Below are 23,421 nucleotides of genomic sequence, written 5' to 3' on the forward strand. Positions count from 1 at the left end.
TGTTCAGTAAATATGGATTGATGAGCTTAAGTATTATGTTTTTTTTAAATGGAATTCCCGCTTAGATCTTAATTAAGGGGTTTTTCAAAAATTAATTCAAAATATGCTGCGGACCCGTATCCTTTAGTTGAGGGAGCGAATATTTGGACAAGTCTCCACCCTTTGGAAGCATATCGATGAATAATATCTTGATAATCTTCTTTTGGTTTGCTGCCCCAAACATTCAGTTCAATTTTAACAAAGCTGTATTCGTACATTATTATCATCCCGGGGATTAGTTATCTTAGTTCTTATACGGAGAAACTAGCAGGAAGTTTCATGATGTTTTGTAATGAAGCACATTAATTGAACTAGGTGAACATCTTTTAGTTACTGTACTTTATTGAATAATACGAACAAATTATTTAATTATGGAGCCAGACTGTAATATAAAAAACACGGGTTTCTCTGTTTAATTTTTTAGCTTGTTAGCAATAGATCTTAGTATTTCATTTTTTTCTTGCTGTATTTTAAGGAATTTAACTAAAAACCAAATTACAAATACAATTGGACATAGGTAAAAAAAGAATGGTATAAAAGCGAAAATCATGGACATTTACGAATCCCTCCTATTCAATATGGACAATTATACCATGTCATATGTCTGTTTTAAATTTATTATGTAAAGCACAGTTGGAGCAAAGTGGGCAGGAAAATCGAGAAAAGCGCTTCTATAAAGCAGCGCTAAGTTCGAGCAAATTTAAACAACTTTACAGCAAAAGTTAATGACCCTATAAATCCGGTGATCAGGAAAATATATGCAACAAACAGCGACATAGGGCTATCTACAAAGATTCTATAGATCCCTAAAAAGCACAGCAACAAACAGCCAATGAGACCTAACACTATTCGACTCTTACCGTTCAATGAAATCACCTCCAATATATAGCGATGATTATATGTTAACATAATTAAGAATTCAGTTAACTTATTTTTAGGGATTTATTCATCAGATGTGCAATGATGTTGAATCTTATTGAGCAATACAACAAATTGTTTGCCTGAGAAAAGTGAAAATCAGGAGCATTCCAACATTTTTTATGAATACCGATGAAATCATAATACCTACTTGAAATAATATACAGCTAAAGTTACAAATACCCGAAGTGAGGTGATGATGTCTCGCTTCGGGTATTTTATATGGACTAAATATTGATTTATCATTTTTCACCGAATTACACTTAAAAACAGGAGACGATTTAATTTTGTTGTTTTCAATAATTATAAAAGTGATGAATGTCCCATTTTACAACAGGACTGTAATTTCTATCTTAATAGATATTCGGATTGGCATTTTAAACAAATAAAAAACACCAAAAAATTATTGGTGTTTTTATTTGCCTCATTTTACTGCATTAATTGTATTAGGCAATTACATTTGTTCTCCAATAGTTTTCAATCCACGCATTGATGCGACGAAATATTATATGTGTGGGAAAAAGAACTTATGCAATTTTGAGGGAAATAAAGTGGAATATTGGGCAGTGAAAGCTATTAATTAGAGTTCCTATTTGAGAAATAAAATTAAATTGATAAAGTGAATATAATTTCCCGTTCAAGCATAAACTCAAATCAAGGGGGTGTGGCCTATGATATTTAAGATGGACTTGCGAATGAAAAAACTTATGAATATCAAAATTTTTATGCGAGCAAAGCTGGGAAAAATCTAAAAGACAAGGCTCCATATTTATTTGAAATATGGGGCCTCCTCCCATTCAATGGTACAGCTTTTAAAAATATGTAATAAAAAATGTGACTTCACAAATATAGCTTTAGAGTAATTATCCGGATTGCTAAATGTTATAAACAGCCAAAAAATCCACGGATAAATGGTTGGTTTTACCAAATGTTAGTGATAAGATAAACCTAAAGTAATGGGGAGGTAGGTAAATGTACATTGCTCATGTTAGAAAAACGGATGGGGTTGAACAACTGCTCAAAGATCACTTGCTTGAAGTGCAATACATATGCGAAAAAATTGGCGGGAAATTCGGTATGTCGAAAGTTTTTGGTTTAGCGGGCTTACTGCATGATCTCGGAAAATACAGTGATGAATTTCAAATCTATTTGCGTGAAGCGATCGCAAATCCGGACGAGCCGCCAAAACGGGGGAGCGTGAACCATTCTACTGCCGGCGGAAGGCTTCTTATGGAAAAATTTCATAGATCCACAGGCATTACACCGGTAATGATTGAAATGCTGGCCAACGCGATTTATTCGCACCATGGGCAGCTTCATGATTTTATTGATCCGGATGGAAATTCGCCGTTTCTGAAGCGTGCCGAAAATGAAAAAATTCCGATGTCCCAAATTAAAGAGCGTTTTTTTACGGAAGTGATGACCGAAGAAAGTTTTGACGCGTATGTCTCGCAGGCTGCCAAAGAGTTTCAGCATTTTTTACAGCAGCATTTCAAAAAGAGAGACCTTGACCAGATTTTGTATAAAGTATCGCCATTTTTAACGATGGCTATTTTCAGTAGTTTAATAGACGCGGATCGTACGAATTCTAGAGAGTTTGATGAAAATAGCAGTCAAGCAACTCCGGAGCAGCCTGTACAGGAAAAATTCGCAACCTATTTAAAAGCACTTGAGGAAAGTTTAAAAGAAATGCAAGAAGAAGCTATACCGAATGACATTACGAAACTGCGCCAAGAGATGTCGGATAATTGCGAAAATAAGGCGGAATTGCCGACAGGTGTTTATTCATTGTCCATACCTACAGGCGGCGGGAAAACATTGGCCAGCCTTCGATTCGCATTGAAGCATGCGATCAAGCAGGGCAAAGAACGCATTATCTATGTCATTCCCTTTACAACAATTATCGAGCAAAATGCGCAGGCTGTCCGTAAGCTGCTCAACACCGATGAAGTGCTGGAGCATCATAGCAATGTCATAGAAGATGAGCGGGAAGCCGAAACATATGAAGAAATGGTACTGCAGCGTAAATTGAATCAAGCAAAGGATAACTGGGATTCACCTATTGTTTTTACGACAATGGTGCAGTATTTAAACAGTTTCTACAGTGGGAAAAGTCGGAATTTAAGACGTATGCACAACTTGGCGAATGCCGTCATTATTTTCGATGAAGTGCAGTCCGTCCCTGTTAAGTGTGTTTCCCTGTTCAATGAAACTATCAACTTTTTAACGAAATATGCTAATTCAACTGTTCTTCTTTGTACAGCAACACAGCCGGCGCTGCAGCATGTGAAGCAGCGTATCCATGTGGATGAGGAAATTGTGGGAAATTTACCGCTGATTGAAAAGGTCTTTAAACGAACGAATATTGTGCGGATGGATGAGCATGAAGAATGGACGACAGAGCAGCTGGCCGACTTTATTACCGAAAAAATGGATGACGTAAAAAGTATTTTGGTCATTTCCAACAATAAAAAAACAACGAAAGATTTGTATATGAAATTTAAAGAGTACCCGCATGTGTACCATTTAAGTACCGGCATGTGTCCAGCACACAGGAAAGAAAAACTGAAGCAAATGAACGAAGCACTCAAGGCAGGCAAACAAGTGCTTTGCATGAGCACCCAGTTAATTGAAGCAGGGGTCGATGTAAGCTTCCAGTGTGTGATGCGCTCACTCGCTGGTGTGGATTCGATCGCACAGGCGGCAGGTCGCTGCAATCGAAACGGGGAAGTGGATCAGCGCGATGTGTATGTATTCAAGCATGCAGAGGAAGTGCTGACAAAGCTGCCGACAATCGAAAAGGGACAGCGCTTTGCAAATTATTTACTGCGTGATATTGAAGAACGGAATTTATTTGATGGGGAGCTTTTATCATCTCCTGCGATTGAATATTTCTTTAAGCAATATTATGAAAATCTGTCGCTGGAGCTGGATTTCCCTGTACGGGATTTAGATAAAACCCTGCATCAATTGCTGTTTACGAATGATGTGAAGCGGCCGAAAAATATTGGCGTTATTTTACCGCAGAGCTTCCATTCGGCGGCGGACCGTTTTGAAGTCATCGATGCGAATACAGAATCAATTCTTGTGCCATTTGGGGAAGGAATTGAATTAATCAACCAATTAACGAGTCATGAGCCGATTGATTATAAAGTGTTTTTAAAGAAAGCGCAGCAATTTTCAGTCAATGTTTTTCCGCATGAGTTCCGTGCCCTTCAGCAAGAAAAACTGATTCGCCCAGTAGATTTCGGCACATTTAAAATCTGGATCGCGACTGAAAACGCTTATGACGAAGAATACGGCCTTTCCGTAAAAGGGGAAGCCGGGTTAAATTTGCTGACAATATAAGGAGGTGAACGACATGACAAAAATACGAAATCAGATTGAGTTTGAAGTAAGTGGCGACTATGCGTTATTTACAGATCCGCTCATGAAGCTCGGCGGCGAGAAAATGACGACACAAATCCCTACGTATCAGGCGCTGAAAGGCATTACAGAGTCGATTTACTGGAAGCCGAGCATTATTTGGATTATTGATGAAGTGCGTGTGATGCATCCGATTCGTATGGAATCAAAAGGAGTGCGCCCGATCAGCTTGTCTGGTGGCAACACACTTGCAAACTACAGTTATTTGCGTGATGTGAAGTATCAGGTGAAGGCACATTTCATCTTCAATGAACAGCGGCAGGATTTGAAGGAAGATTTTAACGAACATAAGCATCACAACATCGCGAAACGCTGTGTGAATGCGGGGGGACGCCGGGATATTTTTCTCGGTACGCGTGAATGCCAGGGATATGTGGAGCCGTGCGAATTTGGGACAAACAAGGGATTTTATGACGACATCGACGAAATGCATTTTGGTGTAATGGTGCACGGTATGAATTACCCTGATGAAACAGGCAAAAATCAACTGGAAACGAGACTTTGGCGACCAGTCATGGAAAAAGGGATTGTCAGGTTTATTTTACCCGAGGATTGCCCTCTTGTCAGACCGCTGCATGCGATGGAGCCAAAGTCATTCAAGTTAGGGGAATCGGTGGAACCGGTCGATGTTCTCGCACAGCAATTGGAGGTGAAAGAATGAGTTATTTACAAGCTTTGTACCGAACATATGAGGAAAACTTAGGTGAAGTCGGAAAGCCTCGGCGAAAAGAATTCCGCAATGGGCAGACGGCGGAATATATGCTGCTGCCGACATCCCACACAACACAAACCGCGCATATTGAGGTACTGGTCGATCTGGAAGGGAATTTTTACGATGCGTATGTCCTCGAAAAAGAAAGCACGGTGCTGCCATTTTCAGAGGAATCAGGCGCAAGATCCGGTCAAAACTATGTACCGCATTTTCTCCACGATAAATTAATGTTTGTAGCGGGAGATTATAAACGATTTGTGGAAGCAGACGAGAAAAAAGCGGCTGCATATGATGCCTACATCACCCAGCTTGCGGGATGGTGCACATCGGCCTACAGCCACCCTTATATCGAAGCGATTTATAACTATGTAAAAAAGGGGACCGTTATTGAGGATTTAGTGCAGAAGCATATTTTGCATACAGATGAAAACGGCCGGTTACTTAAAAAATGGACAGGGGAGCAAAATGAGCGCCCGAAAATTTTCGGTGTCATCGCATCAGAGCAGGAAGCGGCATTTGTCCGCTTTAATGTGCATATCCCTGGAGAAGTGGTGATACCGGTTTGGCGTAATCAGGACATTTTCACGTCCTTTATCGAATACTACAATACATTGCTTAAAGAAAAGGATCTCTGTTATGTGACAGGTGAAGAAGCCCCGCGTATTGAACGCCATCCGAATAAACTGCGCAATTCAGGCGATAAAGCAAAATTGATTTCCGCGAATGATGCGGCAGGTTTTACATATCGGGGACGCTTTACGACAAGCCTGGAAGCCGGCAATATCAGCTATGATGCCTCGCAAAAAGCCCATAATGCACTCAAATGGCTTATTGAACGCCAGGGGAAAACGATCGACGGGCGCGTTTTTCTCGTGTGGGGTACGAAAAATCTGGATATTCCTTCGATATCGGACGATTTATTTCACCAGAATGTTGAATGGGGAGAAGACTTTGATCTCTTCAAGGAAACCGAAAATAATGACGACCTGAAAGAGCAACTGGCCAAGCAGCATCGCGCATTATTGGCCGGTCTTTCAAGGGATATTAAATTTGAAGAAAACAAAGATGAGAAAATTTATATTTTAACAATTGATGCTGCTACACCAGGCCGTCTCGCTGTTCTCTATTACAGAGAATACGATATGCAACTGTATTTTGATCAGCTGGCAGCATGGCATACAGAAGCGAGCTGGCGTCAAACACGCAAAAAAGACAATGGTTTAGTGCATTTTTACGGTGCACCATCATTTTATACGATTGCCCATGCCGCATATGGACCACGCCCGAGCGATAAAGTGGTCAAAGGTGTGATGGAGCGTTTAATTCCGTGTGTGCTTGATGGTCGGAATATTCCTATAGATATTGTGCGCAGTGCGATTGTTCGCGCGTCGAATCCGCAATTCTACAGTGAGACCTGGGAATGGGAGCAGGCATTGACCGTTGCTTGTTCATTAACTAGAAAAACCTATGAAAAGGAGGCTTTTACAGTGGCATTAGATACTAATTGCAAGGATCGGGATTATTTATTCGGGCGTATGCTGGCCGTTGCCGATGTGCTTGAACGCCGGGCTTTAGGAAAAGAGGAGAACCGGGCGACAAATGCGCTGCGTTATATGAGCGCATTCCAAACAAATCCGCTTCGCACATGGCTGACGATCCAAAAAAACCTACAGCCATACCAGATGAAGCTTCGGGAAAAAGGTATCTATTATACGAGTTTAATAGATCAAATCGCATCGGAAATCCCGGTAGAACAATTTAATGACGAAGCTTTAAGCGGGAAATATTTGCTTGGCTACTACAGTCAACGCCAGGATTTATACACAAAAAAGGATAAGGAAGGGGAAACGACAGAATGACTACATTAGACCACAAAATTGATTTTGCCGTTATTTTTACTGTAACAAATGCCAACCCGAACGGTGACCCGCTTAACGGAAACCGCCCACGCCAAAATTTTGAAGGATACGGAGAGGTTTCGGATGTGGCGATCAAGCGCAAAATCCGCAACCGTCTGCAGGATATGGGAGAAGCGATTTTCGTACAATCCGACGACCGGGCAAACGATGGCTTCAAATCATTGAATGACCGTGCAGAATCGGTGCCGGAACTTGCTAAAATCAAAAAAGACAAAAAAGGAAATGCCGATACATTCGCGCTTGTTGCTGCGCAAACTTGGTATGATGTCCGCGCTTTTGGACAAGTATTTGCATTCAAGGGAGATTCTTTATCTGTTGGAGTGCGTGGTCCTGTTTCAATTCATCCGGCTATCAGCATTGAGCCGATCAATATTACGAGCACGCAAATTACAAAATCGGTCAATTCTGTTACAGGCGACAAAAAAGGGTCGGATACTATGGGAATGAAGCATCGGGTAGACCGTGGCATTTACAAATTCGTCGGCAGTATTAATACACAGCTTGCCGAGAAGACAGGATTTACGAATGAAGATGCGCAAAAGTTAAAAGAGGCATTACTTTCCTTATTTGAAAATGATGCATCTTCTGCCCGCCCGGAAGGCTCGTTGGAAGTGAAAAAGGTGATTTGGTGGGAGCATAATTCAAAGCTTGGCCAATATTCTTCGGCAAAAGTACATCACTCGATTACGGTTACAGTGGATGGAGACGAGCCTGTTGTTGACGTAGCTGGATTGGAAGGGTTAAAAGCGGATGTCCTTGAAGGCCGTTAATGAAGAGGACTATTTAATGTTGTCCGGCATCCAGCATTTCCGCTTTTGTGCGCGGCAATGGGCATTGATCCATATCGAGCAGCAGTGGGAGGAAAATGTACGCACAATCGAGGGGCAATTTGTCCATCAGAAAGTGGATCAGCCGTTTATCCGCGAAAAGCGCCGCGATAAATTAATTGTGCGCGCGATGCCGGTAAAGTCACATGAATTACGCACGACAGGCATTTGCGATGTGGTGGAATTTATCCAGGATCCTTCAGGCATCCCGCTTGTAAATGAAGCGGGAAATTACCGAGTGGTGCCTGTAGAATACAAGCGCGGAAAGCCAAAAAAAGGGGAGGAGGATGTGATGCAGCTTGTAGCCCAGGCAATGTGTCTGGAGGAAATGCTAGCATGTGAAGTACCGGTCGGCTATTTCTTTTATGATGAAGTGAAACGCCGTGAAGAAGTGGAAATTACCGAGGCGCTTAAAGAACAAGTCAGACAGCAATTTAAGCAAATGCATCATTATTTTTCCCGCCAGCATACACCGAAAGTAAAGATGGGCAAGCACTGCAAAAGCTGCTCCCTCGAAAATCTTTGTATGCCGGTCTTAAACGAAACGCAAGATGTGAAGTCATATTTAAGAAGGTATCTCGCATGAGAAAATTACTGAATACATTATTCATCACAACACCGAATGCTTATTTGACCTTAAAGGGCGAGACGGTTGTAGTTTCCCATGACGAAGCTGTGCTTGGCCGTGTACCCCTGCACAATTTGGAAGCCATTTGTACGCTCGGCTATGCAGGAGCAAGTCCGATGCTTATGCATGCCTGTGCCGAGCGCAATGTCTCCCTTACATTTTTGAATGCAAACGGCAAGTTTTTGGCGCGCGTCATTGGAGAAAGCAAGGGCAATGTCGTGCTGCGAAAAACGCAATACCGAATCTCGGATAGTGAAGTGGAAAGTGCCCGTATAGCCCGCAATTTTATATTTGCCAAAGTGGCGAACCAAAAATGGATGCTTGAACGTGCGACGCGTGATAATCCGATGCGTATCGATGTTCCCGAATTTAAACGAATTTCCCGGCGGCTTTCCGAAGATTTGAAGAAAATACTCGTTTGCGATGACCTTGAACTGCTGCGGGGACTTGAAGGTCAGGCAGCGAATGCGTATTTTGGCTTGTTTGATCAAATGATTCTGCAGCAGAAGGACGCTTTTTATTTCAGAACAAGAAACCGTCGTCCACCAACGGATAATGTCAATGCTTTATTGTCGTTTACGTACACGCTGTTGGCGAAAGATGTATCATCTGCGCTTGAAACGGTTGGTCTTGATGCTTATGTAGGGTTCTTGCATCGAGACCGGCCAGGGCGTGCATCGCTTGCGCTTGATGTAATGGAAGAACTGCGCGGTGTCATAGCGGACCGATTTGTTTTAAAGGTTATTAATAAGAAAATGGTAGAGGCAAAAGATTTCGTGGTAAAAGAGAATGGGGCAGTGATACTTACGGATGATGGTCGAAAAAAGTATCTGCAAGCATGGCAGGAGCGGAAAAAGGAATCGTTGACCCATCCTTTCCTGAAAGAAAAAATGGATTGGGGATTAGTCCCGCATGCACAGGCAATGCTTTTAGCGCGTCATTTGCGCGGAGATCTGGAAGAATATCCACCATTTTTATGGAAATGAGGGATTGCTATGCTGATTTTAGTCACATATGATGTCGTTACCAAAACAGCTGCCGGACGCAAACGTTTGCGCAAGGTTGCGAAAGAATGCGAGAACTACGGAGTACGCGTTCAAAATTCGGTTTTTGAGTGTGTAGTCGATGCCACCCAATTTAAGCAGCTGAAATTGCGCTTAGTCGATTTAATTGACGAAAATGAAGACAGCCTGCGTTTTTATCAGCTTGGCAATAATTATCAATCAAAAGTAGAGCATATTGGCGCAAAGGAAACGATCGAAGTGGAGGATGTGCTGATCTTGTAGGCTGGTGCGAATCGTAAGCTCACATGAAAACACTGGAGGATCCGCACCAATTTTTTGTTTGGAAATATGGTTTTTTGTTAGGTGGATGAGGTAGTTAGTTTTAGAGTGGTTTTCAAAAAAGTGTTTTTATGCGAATTTGGATAAATTTTTGTCCGTTTTCGCAGTCTCTCCCTAGGCTGGGAGAGTGGATTGAAATGTACTGCAAGTGATTTGCAGTCAATTTACAACTGTCTCTCCCTAGGCTGGGAGAGTGGATTGAAATTCGGTATCATAAAGAGATCGGATATAATCATTTGTCTCTCCCTAGGCTGGGAGAGTGGATTGAAATAGCTTTTTGCTGGAGTAAAGATTCTTCAATTTCTGTCTCTCCCTAGGCTGGGAGAGTGGATTGAAATTTTTACGTCCCATTGCAATCACCCATTAGTAATTGTCTCTCCCTAGGCTGGGAGAGTGGATTGAAATTTCGATAATTGTGTCATACATAACTTCTGCGTGTCTCTCCCTAGGCTGGGAGAGTGGATTGAAATTTTGATACAAACAATTCTTGCTGATAGTCTTGCGTCTCTCCCTAGGCTGGGAGAGTGGATTGAAATTTCTTTTCCGTTTTCATTGTGACTAGTAAATTCATGTCTCTCCCTAGGCTGGGAGAGTGGATTGAAATCGCACAATTTAATTTTAATCCCAACATTCGTCAGTCTCTCCCTAGGCTGGGAGAGTGGATTGAAATTCCTGCTGTTTCAGTTAAGAAATGGGCAAAAGGTCTCTCCCTAGGCTGGGAGAGTGGATTGAAATTTACGATAATCCCAATATATATCAGTATGGGCTACGTCTCTCCCTAGGCTGGGAGAGTGGATTGAAATATCCTAATTCGTCATTCTTTTTGAAATTCCATGTCTCTCCCTAGGCTGGGAGAGTGGATTGAAATCCACCTAGAAGATATGGCAGATATCACATTATCAACGTCTCTCCCTAGGCTGGGAGAGTGGATTGAAATCCGTTACTGATATATGAAGATAGTATTAAGGTGGTCTCTCCCTAGGCTGGGAGAGTGGATTGAAATATCTTCATTGTCAATGCAGCACATAAATGGAAATAAGGTCTCTCCCTAGGCTGGGAGAGTGGATTGAAATCAGTTATTAAAACAGTAACGGCTCACATTAAGGCGGTCTCTCCCTAGGCTGGGAGAGTGGATTGAAATTCGTTCATGGATGGATGGCTTTTAATAAAACGTTGTCTCTCCCTAGGCTGGGAGAGTGGATTGAAATAATTCGTTCTGCCTGTCGCTTCAACTTCCTACGTGTCTCTCCCTAGGCTGGGAGAGTGGATTGAAATAATTGACGCGCTTTTTCAATCTGTCCCATTTTGTCTCTCCCTAGGCTGGGAGAGTGGATTGAAATCATGCATCATTTTGACGAACAGACCGTGCAAGAGTCTCTCCCTAGGCTGGGAGAGTGGATTGAAATGATGACAATACAATTAATATCAATAAGCAATGGTCTCTCCCTAGGCTGGGAGAGTGGATTGAAATAAAAGCTATCGCATCCACTACCACAACAGTATTGGTCTCTCCCTAGGCTGGGAGAGTGGATTGAAATTGATAGAGTCCGTTAAATTTATTATTTTTTTAAAGTCTCTCCCTAGGCTGGGAGAGTGGATTGAAATCGCAATGGCAGCAACGATTGTAATGAACATTCTGTCTCTCCCTAGGCTGGGAGAGTGGATTGAAATTTATATAAAAATGGAGGATTTATTATGACAGTAGTCTCTCCCTAGGCTGGGAGAGTGGATTGAAATAAGTATTAGGTGCAGATGTATTGAATGAAGAAGTCTCTCCCTAGGCTGGGAGAGTGGATTGAAATTAATGCAAACACTGAATAAAAACGGCATACCCATGTCTCTCCCTAGGCTGGGAGAGTGGATTGAAATCATGCTTGTATAAGGGGTTTCCGCATAAGGTAAATGTCTCTCCCTAGGCTGGGAGAGTGGATTGAAATCTTAAAATCCACTGTAGAGGGAATTGCCAATGACAGTCTCTCCCTAGGCTGGGAGAGTGGATTGAAATTTTAAGCTAGACCGGGTGCTTAGGTGTATTTTTGTCTCTCCCTAGGCTGGGAGAGTGGATTGAAATTGATTGGAGTTTGCGCCAACTTGAAGTAGCAATGTCTCTCCCTAGGCTGGGAGAGTGGATTGAAATCACAGATATGCGGAAGGCTTGTTTTCATTTTACGTCTCTCCCTAGGCTGGGAGAGTGGATTGAAATTGCTCCGCCTCCTGATACGGTTGTATTTTGGAGTCTCTCCCTAGGCTGGGAGAGTGGATTGAAATACAACACGAAAAAATTATTGAGCACATGGGAAGTGTCTCTCCCTAGGCTGGGAGAGTGGATTGAAATAAAAAGGCGCTGAGAAAGGTATCTACAATTTAGACGTCTCTCCCTAGGCTGGGAGAGTGGATTGAAATAAAAAGGCGCTGAGAAAGGTATCTACAATTTAGGTCTCTCCCTAGGCTGGGAGAGTGGATTGAAATCAATCGTTCGTTATCAGTCACAATGTCCACTCCTCGTCTCTCCCTAGGCTGGGAGAGTGGATTGAAATCCGGCAACAAAGCAATTAGGTTTAGATATTTCCTTGTCTCTCCCTAGGCTGGGAGAGTGGATTGAAATCATCGATAAAAATTTCAAGCGCATCCTTATCCTCGTCTCTCCCTAGGCTGGGAGAGTGGATTGAAATACCGCCTCTCGCTTTCGCTTTTCGGCTGCATAAGGTCTCTCCCTAGGCTGGGAGAGTGGATTGAAATCTGAAAAGGCATCGCCAAACTTACCACCTAAATCGTCTCTCCCTAGGCTGGGAGAGTGGATTGAAATATAAAGTCGGTCGCTGCTGATTTCGTGATTACGTCCGTCTCTCCCTAGGCTGGGAGAGTGGATTGAAATACTTTTGGCTCGTATTCATTTTCAGTTGAATTGTCTCTCCCTAGGCTGGGAGAGTGGATTGAAATTGGCGAAAACCAGGCAAAGATGAAGCATCATACAAGTCTCTCCCTAGGCTGGGAGAGTGGATTGAAATAATAATTTAAGTATTTAATTGTGAATTTCATATTGTCTCTCCCTAGGCTGGGAGAGTGGATTGAAATCTGATATTCAATAAATAGTTTTGGTAATCTACGTGTCTCTCCCTAGGCTGGGAGAGTGGATTGAAATATCAACCCTTGATTCAACGACTTCTGCGTAGGCGTCTCTCCCTAGGCTGGGAGAGTGGATTGAAATTTCAGTTCCATTACATGGATAGCGAATTACCAAATGTCTCTCCCTAGGCTGGGAGAGTGGATTGAAATATTGATTGCTTCCGGCATTTCTAATAAAAGATTGTCTCTCCCTAGGCTGGGAGAGTGGATTGAAATTAAAATGCTTGACGGAGCAAACTACTTCCAAACGTCTCTCCCTAGGCTGGGAGAGTGGATTGAAATATTTGAGCGCATGCGTATGCAAGCTATTACTGAGTCTCTCCCTAGGCTGGGAGAGTGGATTGAAATGACACATTCGCCGCTTTTTTGCCTGTATCAATTTTGTCTCTCCCTAGGCTGGGAGAGTGGATTGAAATAAAAAAAGAACGGCAGCTCATCGTTATGTCCTATCGTCTCTCCCTAGGCTGGGAGAGTGGATTGAAATATCAGGGAATCAAACTGGATGGAATATTAGCTAATGTCTCTCCCTAGGCTGGGAGAGTGGATTGAAATAGCAAGCTCCGCATTATTTGATGCTAATTTACGTCTCTCCCTAGGCTGGGAGAGTGGTTTGAAATCCGTTTACGTTTATGCTTTGGCACTCACTCATTGCCGGAGTCTATGTAAGTGGGAAAACAAGGCTCATGAAAATTAAAATATGGACCATTATAATACTCGATCTATTGCGGAAATTAATGTTTCGTTGAATAGTTCGAGTTTTGTTATTGAATTTAAATTTTGAAAATGATAGAAATTCCACATTTAAGAAAGTCTTAAGAATTTTCCGCACTTATTCTAAAGATTTGGCGTTTATAATGATAAGGAATGAGATGTGGGAGTGGGTTTAGTGAAGAAGTTATTAATGATCACACATTGGCTTGTGCTAATATTTTATGTGTTTTTAATTGTGGATTTAGTGTTTTTCGCAAGAGGCGCGTATCGAAATATTAATTTGATGCCTTTCGATATGATAATGGAGCAGGGTTTTTCGGTCAATGTATGGGGCAATGTTCTTATGTTTATCCCGCTAGGCATCTATGCGGCCTACTACAGCAAAAAAATGAACGGCTTAAAGGTGTTGCTGTTTATCATCGGTTCAAGCGTATTTATTGAGGTCGTTCAATTCATTTTCAAGCGCGGCGCAACGGATATTGATGATGTAATTTTAAACACTCTTGGCGGTGTGATTGGGTTTGCGGTATATCGTTTGATAGTGAAGCTGTGCAGGAAAAGAGAACGGGCGGATTCCGTCGTGCAAGTTTTAGCAACACTTGTTGGAACAGCGGTGTTGGGACTAGCGACAGTGCTTTTTGTATATAATCGGTAGTATATAAAAAAGTGTGCGCTAAATTTATTGTTTTTAACTGAATATATGAATACATGCCAGAATCTTGAATGCGAAACGTTCAGGTGTCTGGCATTTTTTGTGAAGGTGCCTTAAAAACATTTCGCTTGGTGACTGGTGGAATATCTTTTATAATAAGTAGTCGACTGGATTTGCAATGGAGGTGTTTTAGAGGTGATAAAACTGCAGCAGCTCACAAAGAATTTCGGGTCCTTTGCGGCCATTCAAAATGTGTCCTTAACAATCAATAAAGGAGAAATTCACGGTTTGATTGGTGCGAGCGGAGCGGGGAAATCGACATTGCTGCGTTTGATGAATTTGCTGGAGGTGCCGGATAGCGGCGCTGTTTTCATTAACGGGCAACAACTGACAGCTCTGAAAAATGCCGGGCTTCGTGAGGCGAGAAAATCGATCGGCATGATTTTCCAGCATTTTCACTTAGTTGCGAACAAGACGGTTTATGCCAACATTGAAATCGCATTGGCATTGGCGAATTATCCGAAGAAATCGCGACAGGCACGTGTGATGGAATGCCTGAATTTTGTCGGTTTGGAAAAGTTCGCGGCTCAATATCCTGCACAGCTCAGCGGCGGGCAAAAGCAGCGTGTGGCGATAGCGAGGGCGCTTGCGAATGAGCCGGCCGTACTGCTTTGCGATGAGCCGACCTCTGCTCTCGATGCAAACACATCCGCGGAAGTATTGCGTGTTTTAGAAAAGGTTAATGAGGCGCTTGGTGTGACGATTGTGCTTGTTAGCCATGAGCTTGAGGTAATCAATAGTATTTGCCACCGCGCAACCGTGCTGGATGCCGGTCACATATATGAAACGGTGGAGTTGGAACCGGCAGGCATACAGGAAACGAATCATCATCCGCAAAGCTTCGTCGATCAGCTTGTGAAAGTTGGTGACGGACATGCCTGAGGTGCTGATCCAATACGAGGCGGAAATTTGGCAGGCGATTGGCGAAACGTTTTTCATGGTCGGTGTTTCCATTGTGGCTGCGGTCCTCATCGGATTGCCTGTTGGTACATATTTATTTCTTTGTGGAAAGGGCAAGCTGCTTGAAAACCGGGTTGTATACAATATACTGAATTTAGCCGTGAACACGGTCCGCTCGTTCCCGTTTTTATTGCTTGTCGTATTTTTGATTCCCTTTACAAGGCTTATCGTCGGGACTGCGATAGGAACGGTTGCGGCTGCTGTGCCATTGTCGATTATTGCGATTGCCCATTATGCAAGGCTTGTTGAACAGTCGTTATTGGATGTGCCAAAAGGCGTAGTGGAGGCTGCCGTTTCGATGGGGGCATCGGTTCGGAGGGTAATTTTCAGTTTTCTTTATGTGGAAGCTCGTTCAGGGCTTGTGCTCGGCTTGACGACTTCGATTGTCAGCTTTATTTCGTATTCCACAATTATGGGGGTTGTCGGCGGCGGTGGTATCGGCGATTTTGCCATCCGCTACGGCTATCAGCAATTCAAAACAGATTTAATGCTTTATATGATTTTGATTATGATCATTTTGGTGCAGCTCATTCAGATGGTTGGAACGGCTGCGGCAAGATGGTTGGATAAAAGATAGGAGAATCATCGTGAAAAAAAGTTGGATAGTAAGTTTAGCCGCAGTGCTGGCGTTGGTTGGCTGCGGACAGAAGAATGAAACAGAAGGCAGCAAGCAAGTCAGCAGTGAAGAAACAACGTTAAAAGTTGCATCCTTAATTGCGCCGATGACGGAAATATTGGAGCTGGTCGAGCCTCAGCTGGCAGAAGAGGGCATCGACTTGGAAATCGTTGTGCTCGGCGATAATGTGCAGCCGAACAATGCACTCGCTGCAAAGGAAGTCGACGCGAACTTCTTCCAGCACGTGCCGTATATGGAGGAATTCAACCGCAACAATGGGTCGAAATTAGTGCCGATCCAGCCGATTTACTTTGCGAATTACGGCGTTTATGCAAAAAACTATGATTCGATCGACGATTTGCCTGATGGGGCTGCTGTTGCGATCGCCAATGATATTTCGAATATCGATCGTTCATTGACATTGCTTGCCCAACATGGCGTGATTACATTGAAGGAAAAAACGGATGTGTACTATACGTTGGCGAGCGTAGAGGAAAACCCGAAAAATCTTCAATTTAAAGAAGTGGATTTATTGATGCTTGCGCGCATGTATGATGATGCCGATGCGGTCGTGATGACGCCGGCCTATGCAGCACCGCTTGGCTTGACGCCGAAAAGTGATGCACTGTTGACGGAAGGTGTGGAAAATGATTTCGCCATTACATTGGTGGCACGCGAAGACAACAAAGACGACGAGGCGATCCAAAAGCTTGCGGAAGCGATGACGAGCGAGGCAGTGCGTGATTTCCTTGAAGAAAACTACGACGAAACGGCGACACCTGCGTTCGAATAGTTTGTTAACCTGCAAATGCCGAAACGCGGTTAGGTTGCGCGGTTTGACAGGTCAATCGAAAAAAGGCATCTTAGTGTGAAAACTGAGATGCCTTTTTTGGTGCGCAATTCGCAGCCCGGCGCAATAGGATCATTTTCTATTGAAGCGAAACGGTTTTTAACGCACGATGTGGATTTAGCGGAAGAGTGAGGGCAAATAACAATTTTTCAGGCAATCAAGCCAATTCGTCGTTATATCGGGAATGCTGCAATCTGCCTCATTATGCTGGATTGCCAAACATATTTATTAAATTACTTGAAATAGGAGCATTTCTGCTAGGCATACATTTGCGGAAATGAATCGACCAATCGGATAAATGAATAGACGGAAAAACTTCGCTTAATTGAAATGTAAAGTTAAAAATAGCTATAATAGACGGAGAAATTCCGCCTATAGACTAAAAAAAAGCAAAAATGGGATGATTTCCGCTATATAGTCGGAAAAACTCCCTTTATTTTTCCCGAAACGAGCTCCATTCTGCAAATAACCGGAAAAATTCCGCTTAATTGTGATTTGATTAAGGATCAGAACACCAACAGTTTAGGTTATCATTAATTTATAGATATCTGAAAACTTCCTTTAGATGTCAAGACATGCTGGATTGCAAGCCAACATTCTTCTTTCCGATTTTTCCTAATAAGGGATCTGTTGCAGGAATTCGGTTTCTCAGGCTAAAAATTGCTTAACTTGATTATTATACAATGACATCTTATATTAGCTGGATTCATTTCGGAAAAGGTTTCATATACTTGCGAATATTTGGGATGATAGAGTGAAAGGCTTATGGATGTTCCTCTTTTAATGATGGCTGACGAACTATTGTGAAAAGAGTACATTTTAATGGTGCTATCCTTGAATATAAGGTATATGCACTATTTTTCGTTAACGGGCCATATTGTTCAGGAATTTTGTATAATAAACTCAAAACTATTCCCAACATAAGATAGAAGGTATGAAAATGGATAATGAAACAGCGAAAAGTATTAGAGAGAGTTTAACGGCTGATTGTTCGAAGTGCTTTGGGCTTTGCTGCACCGCACTTCATATTGCAGCATCAAGCGATTTTCCGATTAACAAACGGGCAGGTACTGCTTGCATGAATCTGCGGCCCGATTACAGCTGCAAAATTCATAGCCAGTTAAGGGATAAAGGATTCAAAGGATGTACAGTATTTGATTGCTTAGGGGCTGGTCAAGCCGTTTCCCAAGTCACGTTCAAAGGCCAGAGCTGGCGTGAAAACAGTGATAGCGGAAAGAAAATGTTTCAAGTGTTTCCCATCATGGAGCAAATTCATGAAATGGTTGCGTACGCGGCAGAAGCTTTGACTTATGATATACCGGATGATTTATCCGGCAAGCTCGGAAAAAAGCTCAAGGAATTGCAGGGAATGACGAAGCTTGACGCGGATAATTTATTGTCGCTTGATCTCGTGATGCATAGGTTTTCTTTAAATGGACTGCTTACTTCGGCAAGCGATGTTGTCAGGAGAAAAACAATCGATCAAATGCCCGGTGTCCGGAAAATGCAAGAGTTTGACAATAAGAGAGTGGATTGGATGGGCAAAAAGCTGAAGGGAAAAGATTTAAGGGCAACCGACTTCAGGGGAGCCTATTTGATTGCAGCGGATATGAGAAATACGGATTTAACGGCAGTCAACTTTATCGGTGCGGATTTGCGGGATGCTAATTTCAGTGGCGCCGATCTGTCTGCAAGCATGTTTTTAACACAAATGCAGATGAATTCGGCTAAAGGTGATGCAAAGACAATATTGCCCTCTTATATACGACGGCCTGCCCATTGGAATAGCTGAAATGCTTTTGAAATTAAATAAATTGACGTTAACTGAGGCACCCATTAAAAATGCGTGTCTTTTTATTATAAGGCGGCATTACCGGGTAGCATTCTTGGCGGATGAATGATCATCATAGTCATATAGGCGCGCCTTATTTTGCATGGCCTTTTTGCTCAATACTGCACATGGAATCTGTCTATACTTTTTTTTGCAAATCTTGTAACGTTTTATTAGTTTGTCAGTTATTTAAGTGAAGGAGGGGAGAAAGTGGACTTTGAGGAAATTTATAAAGCGTATTTTCGGGATGTTTACTTATATACAAAATCTTTAGCAGCCGACAATGATATAGCAGAAGAAATTGCGCAGGAAACGTTTTTTAAAGCTTTGAAATCATTGCATCAATTTGATGGCAAAAAAGATGTAAGGGCATGGCTTTTCACAATCGCGAAAAATACATATTTCACTCAGTATAAAAAGCAGCGACGCGAGATGAAAATAGAAGATAATTCGGCGAAAAAGGATATTCAGCTTGTAGATCATTTGATGAATGAAGAGCGAGCGCTTAAGATTCATAGATTTTTGCACGAAATGGAAGAACCGTATAAAGAAGTATTCTCCCTCCGGACATTTGGTGAACTTTCTTTTGGGACAATTGGGCATCTATTTGGGAAAAGTGATGGCTGGGCCAGAGTGACGTATTACCGCGCAAAAAAGAAAATAATGGCGTATATGGAGGCGAAACAAGATGAAGGAAATTAAATGTTCCGTTATACAAGATTTGTTGCCGCTTTATGTGGATGAGGTTGTGAGCGATGATACAAAATCGCTAGTGAACGAGCACCTACTGACATGCGGGAGCTGTAAAAATGAATATGAGCAAATGGAGGGAAAACTTTATGTACCAATCGAAAATAAGGCAACTTTGTTCAGCCAGTTTAATAAGCGGTGGAAGCGAAAAAAATGGCTTCTTATTTTTGGCTCTGTTTTAACGACTGGCTTAATAGGGTGTGCACTATTTTCTTTTATATTTTATTATACAAAGCCAATTCCTTATAATGCTGATTTATTTGCGATTGAAGAATTGGAAGATGGACAGCTTATTTCAAAGTATTTTGGAGAAAGTCATGCAGGAACACATATGACACACCCTTTAGAAGTTGAAATCGGCGGGGAAATGAAAAATATTAGCCTTATATATTACGATGAAACAATCGCGAATTCTCCGACAAGGAATAATTTGCGGACTTATAATAAAATCGATTCTGAACAATCCGCATTGCCGGATAGCCAAAATGTGGATGCCATCTATTATGGAATGTTTGATTTAGAAAAAGTCATCATTAAAAAAGAGCAAACTTGGGAAGAGCTTCTGCAACAAATGACATTGATCTGGGAGAGATAAATAAAACCGCATTTAAGCATGTAAAAACACTGATGAATTACACAGTATGGCTAAGGTTAAAAGAAAAAACGATGGATGAATCAGAATAGAACTTAGTATTTAAAATAATACTAAGAAAAATCTGGTAATATAAGAATAAATGAAAACAACGAAAGGAGAAAATATCTTATGAGAAAATATATTTCAGCTGCGTAGCAAAGTCTATATGCAGTTAATTAAATATAGCCTTTGCTCTTTCTAATAAAAAATAAATAAATTATTAGGAGTGCGAAAATGAGCTATAAAAAGGCTAATGAATTGTTACCGCCTGAACTATTGAAGGTGATTCAGGAATATATCGATGGTGAATGCATCTATATACCAAGAAAAAAAGGTAATGTAAGAAGTTGGGGTTCTAATACAGGTGCAATACAAGAAATGAATTCAAGGAATAAAAAAATATACAGCGATTATTTATCGGGAATTGATGTAACTACATTAAGTACAAGCTATTATTTATCTGTAAAAAGCATTCAAAGAATCGTACGCCAGGAAAAAAAGAATAATATATAATAATGGGCCAATGTGATTGTATATCATGTTGGCTCATATTTTTTTAAGAATCAAATATAAGGTATTCTTTGATGCTCATAAAAAATATAATTGAAATAATCCAAAAACAGGGCAAAATCTAAAAATAAACAATGGGGGAAATGAAAAATGTCAATTCATCTTATTAAAGAATTAAATAGTAAAGATAAGCAGTATATTAACGATGAACTTTACAAGTTTAATTTGAAACACTTCCCGAAAGATTTAAGGGGCAAATATGAAGAGGTGTGTCTATTTCTGAAGGATGACAACGGCACTGTTCGTGGTGGGATTCTTAGTGAAATCTGCTGGAACTGGATGGAAATTCATACTTTTATGATAGATGAGGATATAAGGAACACCGGTTATGGGACAAAATTACTGACAGAGCTGGAGAAAATCGCCGCGGAAAAAGAATGTGATTTTATAAAAGTAGATACTTTGAGTTTCCAAGCATTGGATTTTTACAAAAAGAACGGCTATCAAGTTTTTGGAAGGATAGACAATGTTGGGAGGGACTTTAAACATTATTACTTGAAAAAAGATTTAACGTGAGGATTTGAAAGTAAGTTTGATCATTTCGAATAAGAATTGATAAATTATAATAAAAATTGATGAAAAGTATTATTCAACTTAGCGAACATGTAATTGCATTGGAGGGAAAATAAATATGAACGATCTGTTTACAATAGACTGCGGTGAGATACTATTAAGAGAGTTTAGAATAGAAGATGCGGATGCTATTTATGAACTGACATCGCAACCTGAAGTGTATGAGTTTTTACCAGATTGGCGTTCGACTAGAGAACAGAGATTAGATTGGGTTACAAACTATGAGATACCGGATAATAAAGAGTTTTTAACTAATGTACCGTGTATAGGCGAAAGATGGCTGAAGTTGGGAATTATTTTAAAAGAAACTGATGAATTTATTGGGTTCTGTAATACTGGTATTAAAAAGGAACTAAATGAACCAAATCGAGAAATTGCCTACTCTATTTCCAAACATTATAGAAATAAGGGGTACACCACACAAGCAGTAAAAGGATTAGTAAATTACCTATTTGAAAACACGGATGTTAAACAATTGAATGCGGTGGTTCTTCCACGCAATGTAGCTTCAAATAAAGTAATAGAAAAAGGTGGCTTTCATCTGATTGGGAATGTGGAAATTGAAGGACAACTATACTATCATTACACGCTTGTAAAAAATGATACATTAAGATTCAGCTAACTGGTGCTTTAGTTTAAGATTCTATTTGCCAATAATCAATCTTTATTTAAAAGCTGCATAAAAAAATTTTACTAATTTCGAAAATAATTTGCATTTTTTACTATTCATTTCGATTTGTTCAATAGCAATATGTAACAGACGGGGCTTTCCCTGAAATAACGAAAATACTTTTCTTAATAGACAGGACCATATTGTTGTGTAAAGGAAAAATAAAAATAAGGCAATTGAGTGTAAAGGATCACACTTAAACGAACAAGGCTGGTTAGCTATAAGAATTGAATGATGATTTCCAGGGGATAGGAATACAGAATATTGCTAAAATTAGCGCGATATATTACGATTATAGTAGTTGCACAGTGCCTCCAATTTTATTGGGGGTATTTTTTATTTTTAGGGGAGTGATTCAATTGCTTTTAGAAAAAAAATATACAAATTTGTTTGAAGATGTCCATACGCATGTAAAAGGAAGTGCTGTAAAGCTGGGGGCGAGCGGTGGTGCTCTCTTTATTATTCATCACAACAAAATCGTAGCAGAACATTATTTTGGTAAGCAATCGAATACGGTGCATGCAAGAAATGTGAAGGCAGACACGCAATTCCACATTGCCTCAGTCAGAAAGGCATATATCGGTTTTGCTGCTGCTTACGCTATATACAATGGTTTCTTTTCCATTGATGATCCGATTCGATCGTTTGTCGACGATGCTCATTTATCCGCATATGAAGGTGTAACTATTCGCAACTTACTAACACACACACATGGATTGAAAATAGAGAATGATAAATTAATAAGCGAATACGGACCTGGTGAATCATGGGCATATAGGGGTCCCAGCATTGAGCTGCTGACAGCAATTATTAAAAAAACAACGGGACGATCTGTTGCCGATATTGTGAAAGAGCAAGTCATTGAACCACTCGGCTTTCAATCGACAGAATGGATAAAAATGAGTCGGCCGCACTTAAAAACAGCAAATACTTTACGAGATGCAAATAATATTTTCTGGACGGAGACAGATGTGGTAGATGGTTCTGGAATGAATATGTATGTATCTGCACAAGAGCTTGCATTATGGGGCTATATTCATTTAACAGAAGGAAAATGGGGAGGAAAACAAATTATACCTAGAGAAGTGATTCAAATGGCAACATCCATTCAAACACCTAACCCTACACTACCTATTCATAAAAACGGATGTTTATGGTTTGTGAAAGACACGAATCAGCCCTTTAACCAAATAGGCGATACCGTTCCGAAAGGCTCCTATCAGTTACTCGGCTATACAAACGTGGCCCTTCTCGTCATACCGGAGGAAAAAGTAGTGGCAGTAAGAATGTTCAATCGTTATGGTTCACCAGATGGGTACGATTATCTTGAAGACATTCGTTCTTTTGGAGATACTGTTTATAAATGCTCGATAAAATCAACAATGCAATAATCGGGCGCTTTTATAAAATGGGGAGATTATCTTTCCTTATGTATAGGGCCAGATGGGTAAAGTAATAGTCAGGAAATTTCATTGAAAGCAGTAAAAGAGGTTGCCCTGAAACATGCTGAAAATCAAATTTCAGCAGCAACCTCTGTCACAATTTCAAGTGGAAAGACCTGACCAATTAACTTCAAATAACTGCAAAAAGCTGCAAAAGTTCTGGC

19 protein-coding genes and 1 CRISPR repeat array are annotated in these 23,421 nt (G+C 41.0%); of the genes, 18 read left to right on the plus strand and 1 reads right to left on the minus strand.

Going from position 1 to position 23,421, the window contains the following annotated elements:
- Window positions 1-68: 68 nt before the first annotated feature.
- Window positions 69-257, minus strand: coding sequence for a DUF4177 domain-containing protein (locus ACTHOQ_RS12905; RefSeq protein WP_440496556.1), 189 nt, complete (start codon window positions 255-257; stop codon window positions 69-71).
- 1,672 nt (window positions 258-1,929) lie between these two features.
- Between ACTHOQ_RS12905 and cas3 the strand changes: the two genes are divergently transcribed.
- The 18 genes from cas3 to ACTHOQ_RS12995 all read left to right on the plus strand — a co-directional run bounded on the left by cas3 (window position 1,930) and on the right by ACTHOQ_RS12995 (window position 23,206).
- Window positions 1,930-4,305: a CRISPR-associated helicase Cas3' gene (gene cas3, locus ACTHOQ_RS12910; protein ID WP_440496557.1), complete on the plus strand. Its 2,376-nt coding sequence runs from the start codon at window positions 1,930-1,932 to the stop codon at window positions 4,303-4,305.
- A 22-nt stretch (window positions 4,306-4,327) separates the two neighbouring features.
- Complete coding sequence (gene cas5c, locus ACTHOQ_RS12915) at window positions 4,328-5,044, plus strand: type I-C CRISPR-associated protein Cas5c (protein WP_440496585.1); 717 nt, start codon at window positions 4,328-4,330, stop codon at window positions 5,042-5,044.
- Window positions 5,041-6,954, plus strand: a complete 1,914-nt coding sequence (cas8c, locus tag ACTHOQ_RS12920) for a type I-C CRISPR-associated protein Cas8c/Csd1 (protein WP_440496558.1) — start codon at window positions 5,041-5,043, stop codon at window positions 6,952-6,954. Before cas5c ends, cas8c begins: the two co-directional genes overlap by 4 nt.
- Window positions 6,951-7,784 carry a type I-C CRISPR-associated protein Cas7/Csd2 gene (cas7c, locus tag ACTHOQ_RS12925; RefSeq protein WP_440496559.1) on the plus strand — a complete coding sequence of 278 codons (834 nt, stop codon included), beginning with the start codon at window positions 6,951-6,953 and terminating at the stop codon, window positions 7,782-7,784. The genes cas8c and cas7c overlap by 4 nt, the downstream gene beginning before the upstream one ends.
- Window positions 7,771-8,427, plus strand: a complete 657-nt coding sequence (gene cas4 / locus ACTHOQ_RS12930) for a CRISPR-associated protein Cas4 (RefSeq protein ID WP_440496586.1) — start codon at window positions 7,771-7,773, stop codon at window positions 8,425-8,427. Before cas7c ends, cas4 begins: the two co-directional genes overlap by 14 nt.
- Complete coding sequence (cas1c, locus tag ACTHOQ_RS12935; RefSeq protein WP_440496560.1) at window positions 8,424-9,455, plus strand: type I-C CRISPR-associated endonuclease Cas1c; 1,032 nt, start codon at window positions 8,424-8,426, stop codon at window positions 9,453-9,455. The genes cas4 and cas1c overlap by 4 nt, the downstream gene beginning before the upstream one ends.
- Window positions 9,456-9,464: 9 nt before the next feature.
- Window positions 9,465-9,755 carry a CRISPR-associated endonuclease Cas2 gene (gene cas2 / locus ACTHOQ_RS12940; RefSeq protein WP_440496561.1) on the plus strand — a complete coding sequence of 97 codons (291 nt, stop codon included), beginning with the start codon at window positions 9,465-9,467 and terminating at the stop codon, window positions 9,753-9,755.
- A gap of 163 nt (window positions 9,756-9,918) precedes the next feature.
- Window positions 9,919-13,555: direct repeats of the CRISPR family, unit length 33 nt; unit sequence GTCTCTCCCTAGGCTGGGAGAGTGGATTGAAAT.
- 269 nt (window positions 13,556-13,824) lie between these two features.
- On the plus strand, window positions 13,825-14,304 hold the full coding sequence (locus tag ACTHOQ_RS12945) for a VanZ family protein (protein WP_440496562.1): 480 nt from the start codon (window positions 13,825-13,827) through the stop codon (window positions 14,302-14,304).
- Window positions 14,305-14,496: 192 nt separating this feature from the next.
- On the plus strand, window positions 14,497-15,243 hold the full coding sequence (locus ACTHOQ_RS12950; protein ID WP_440496563.1) for a methionine ABC transporter ATP-binding protein: 747 nt from the start codon (window positions 14,497-14,499) through the stop codon (window positions 15,241-15,243).
- Window positions 15,236-15,898 carry a methionine ABC transporter permease gene (locus ACTHOQ_RS12955; RefSeq protein WP_440496564.1) on the plus strand — a complete coding sequence of 221 codons (663 nt, stop codon included), beginning with the start codon at window positions 15,236-15,238 and terminating at the stop codon, window positions 15,896-15,898. The genes ACTHOQ_RS12950 and ACTHOQ_RS12955 overlap by 8 nt, the downstream gene beginning before the upstream one ends.
- 10 nt (window positions 15,899-15,908) lie before the next feature.
- A complete protein-coding gene (locus tag ACTHOQ_RS12960; RefSeq protein ID WP_440496565.1) occupies window positions 15,909-16,730 on the plus strand; it encodes a MetQ/NlpA family ABC transporter substrate-binding protein in 822 nt (273 codons plus the stop codon).
- A 997-nt stretch (window positions 16,731-17,727) separates the two neighbouring features.
- On the plus strand, window positions 17,728-18,579 hold the full coding sequence (locus ACTHOQ_RS12965) for a pentapeptide repeat-containing protein (protein WP_440496566.1): 852 nt from the start codon (window positions 17,728-17,730) through the stop codon (window positions 18,577-18,579).
- Window positions 18,580-18,828: 249 nt separating this feature from the next.
- The gene (locus tag ACTHOQ_RS12970) at window positions 18,829-19,320 is read left to right on the plus strand and encodes an RNA polymerase sigma factor (RefSeq protein WP_440496567.1); all 492 of its coding nucleotides are present in this window, start codon (window positions 18,829-18,831) and stop codon (window positions 19,318-19,320) included.
- Window positions 19,307-19,963: a zf-HC2 domain-containing protein gene (locus ACTHOQ_RS12975; RefSeq protein WP_440496568.1), complete on the plus strand. Its 657-nt coding sequence runs from the start codon at window positions 19,307-19,309 to the stop codon at window positions 19,961-19,963. Before ACTHOQ_RS12970 ends, ACTHOQ_RS12975 begins: the two co-directional genes overlap by 14 nt.
- 273 nt (window positions 19,964-20,236) lie before the next feature.
- Window positions 20,237-20,515 carry a CD3324 family protein gene (locus tag ACTHOQ_RS12980; RefSeq protein ID WP_440496569.1) on the plus strand — a complete coding sequence of 93 codons (279 nt, stop codon included), beginning with the start codon at window positions 20,237-20,239 and terminating at the stop codon, window positions 20,513-20,515.
- A gap of 147 nt (window positions 20,516-20,662) precedes the next feature.
- Window positions 20,663-21,088 carry a GNAT family N-acetyltransferase gene (locus ACTHOQ_RS12985; RefSeq protein ID WP_440496570.1) on the plus strand — a complete coding sequence of 142 codons (426 nt, stop codon included), beginning with the start codon at window positions 20,663-20,665 and terminating at the stop codon, window positions 21,086-21,088.
- 115 nt (window positions 21,089-21,203) lie between these two features.
- Entirely contained in the window at window positions 21,204-21,767 is a 564-nt protein-coding gene (locus tag ACTHOQ_RS12990; protein ID WP_440496571.1) for a GNAT family N-acetyltransferase, read from the plus strand.
- A 407-nt stretch (window positions 21,768-22,174) separates the two neighbouring features.
- A complete protein-coding gene (locus tag ACTHOQ_RS12995; protein WP_440496572.1) occupies window positions 22,175-23,206 on the plus strand; it encodes a serine hydrolase domain-containing protein in 1,032 nt (343 codons plus the stop codon).
- The last annotated feature ends 215 nt before the right edge of the window (window positions 23,207-23,421 follow it).

Source organism: Solibacillus silvestris (genome assembly GCF_051967575.1).
Taxonomy (GTDB): domain Bacteria; phylum Bacillota; class Bacilli; order Bacillales_A; family Planococcaceae; genus Solibacillus; species Solibacillus silvestris_B.

Bases quoted from the DNA above. Each gene is read 5' to 3' on its own strand.
- ACTHOQ_RS12990 (WP_440496571.1), top strand. From the start codon at position 21,204: ATGAACGATCTGTTTACAATAGACTGCGGTGAGATACTATTAAGAGAG.
- ACTHOQ_RS12955 (WP_440496564.1), top strand. From the start codon at position 15,236: ATGCCTGAGGTGCTGATCCAATACGAGGCGGAAATTTGGCAGGCGATT.
- ACTHOQ_RS12975 (WP_440496568.1), top strand. From the start codon at position 19,307: ATGAAGGAAATTAAATGTTCCGTTATACAAGATTTGTTGCCGCTTTAT.
- cas8c (WP_440496558.1), top strand. From the start codon at position 5,041: ATGAGTTATTTACAAGCTTTGTACCGAACATATGAGGAAAACTTAGGT.
- ACTHOQ_RS12980 (WP_440496569.1), top strand. From the start codon at position 20,237: ATGAGCTATAAAAAGGCTAATGAATTGTTACCGCCTGAACTATTGAAG.
- cas7c (WP_440496559.1), top strand. From the start codon at position 6,951: ATGACTACATTAGACCACAAAATTGATTTTGCCGTTATTTTTACTGTA.
- cas2 (WP_440496561.1), top strand. From the start codon at position 9,465: ATGCTGATTTTAGTCACATATGATGTCGTTACCAAAACAGCTGCCGGA.
- ACTHOQ_RS12905 (WP_440496556.1), bottom strand. From the start codon at position 257: ATGTACGAATACAGCTTTGTTAAAATTGAACTGAATGTTTGGGGCAGC.
- ACTHOQ_RS12985 (WP_440496570.1), top strand. From the start codon at position 20,663: ATGTCAATTCATCTTATTAAAGAATTAAATAGTAAAGATAAGCAGTAT.
- ACTHOQ_RS12965 (WP_440496566.1), top strand. From the start codon at position 17,728: ATGGATAATGAAACAGCGAAAAGTATTAGAGAGAGTTTAACGGCTGAT.
- cas1c (WP_440496560.1), top strand. From the start codon at position 8,424: ATGAGAAAATTACTGAATACATTATTCATCACAACACCGAATGCTTAT.
- cas3 (WP_440496557.1), top strand. From the start codon at position 1,930: ATGTACATTGCTCATGTTAGAAAAACGGATGGGGTTGAACAACTGCTC.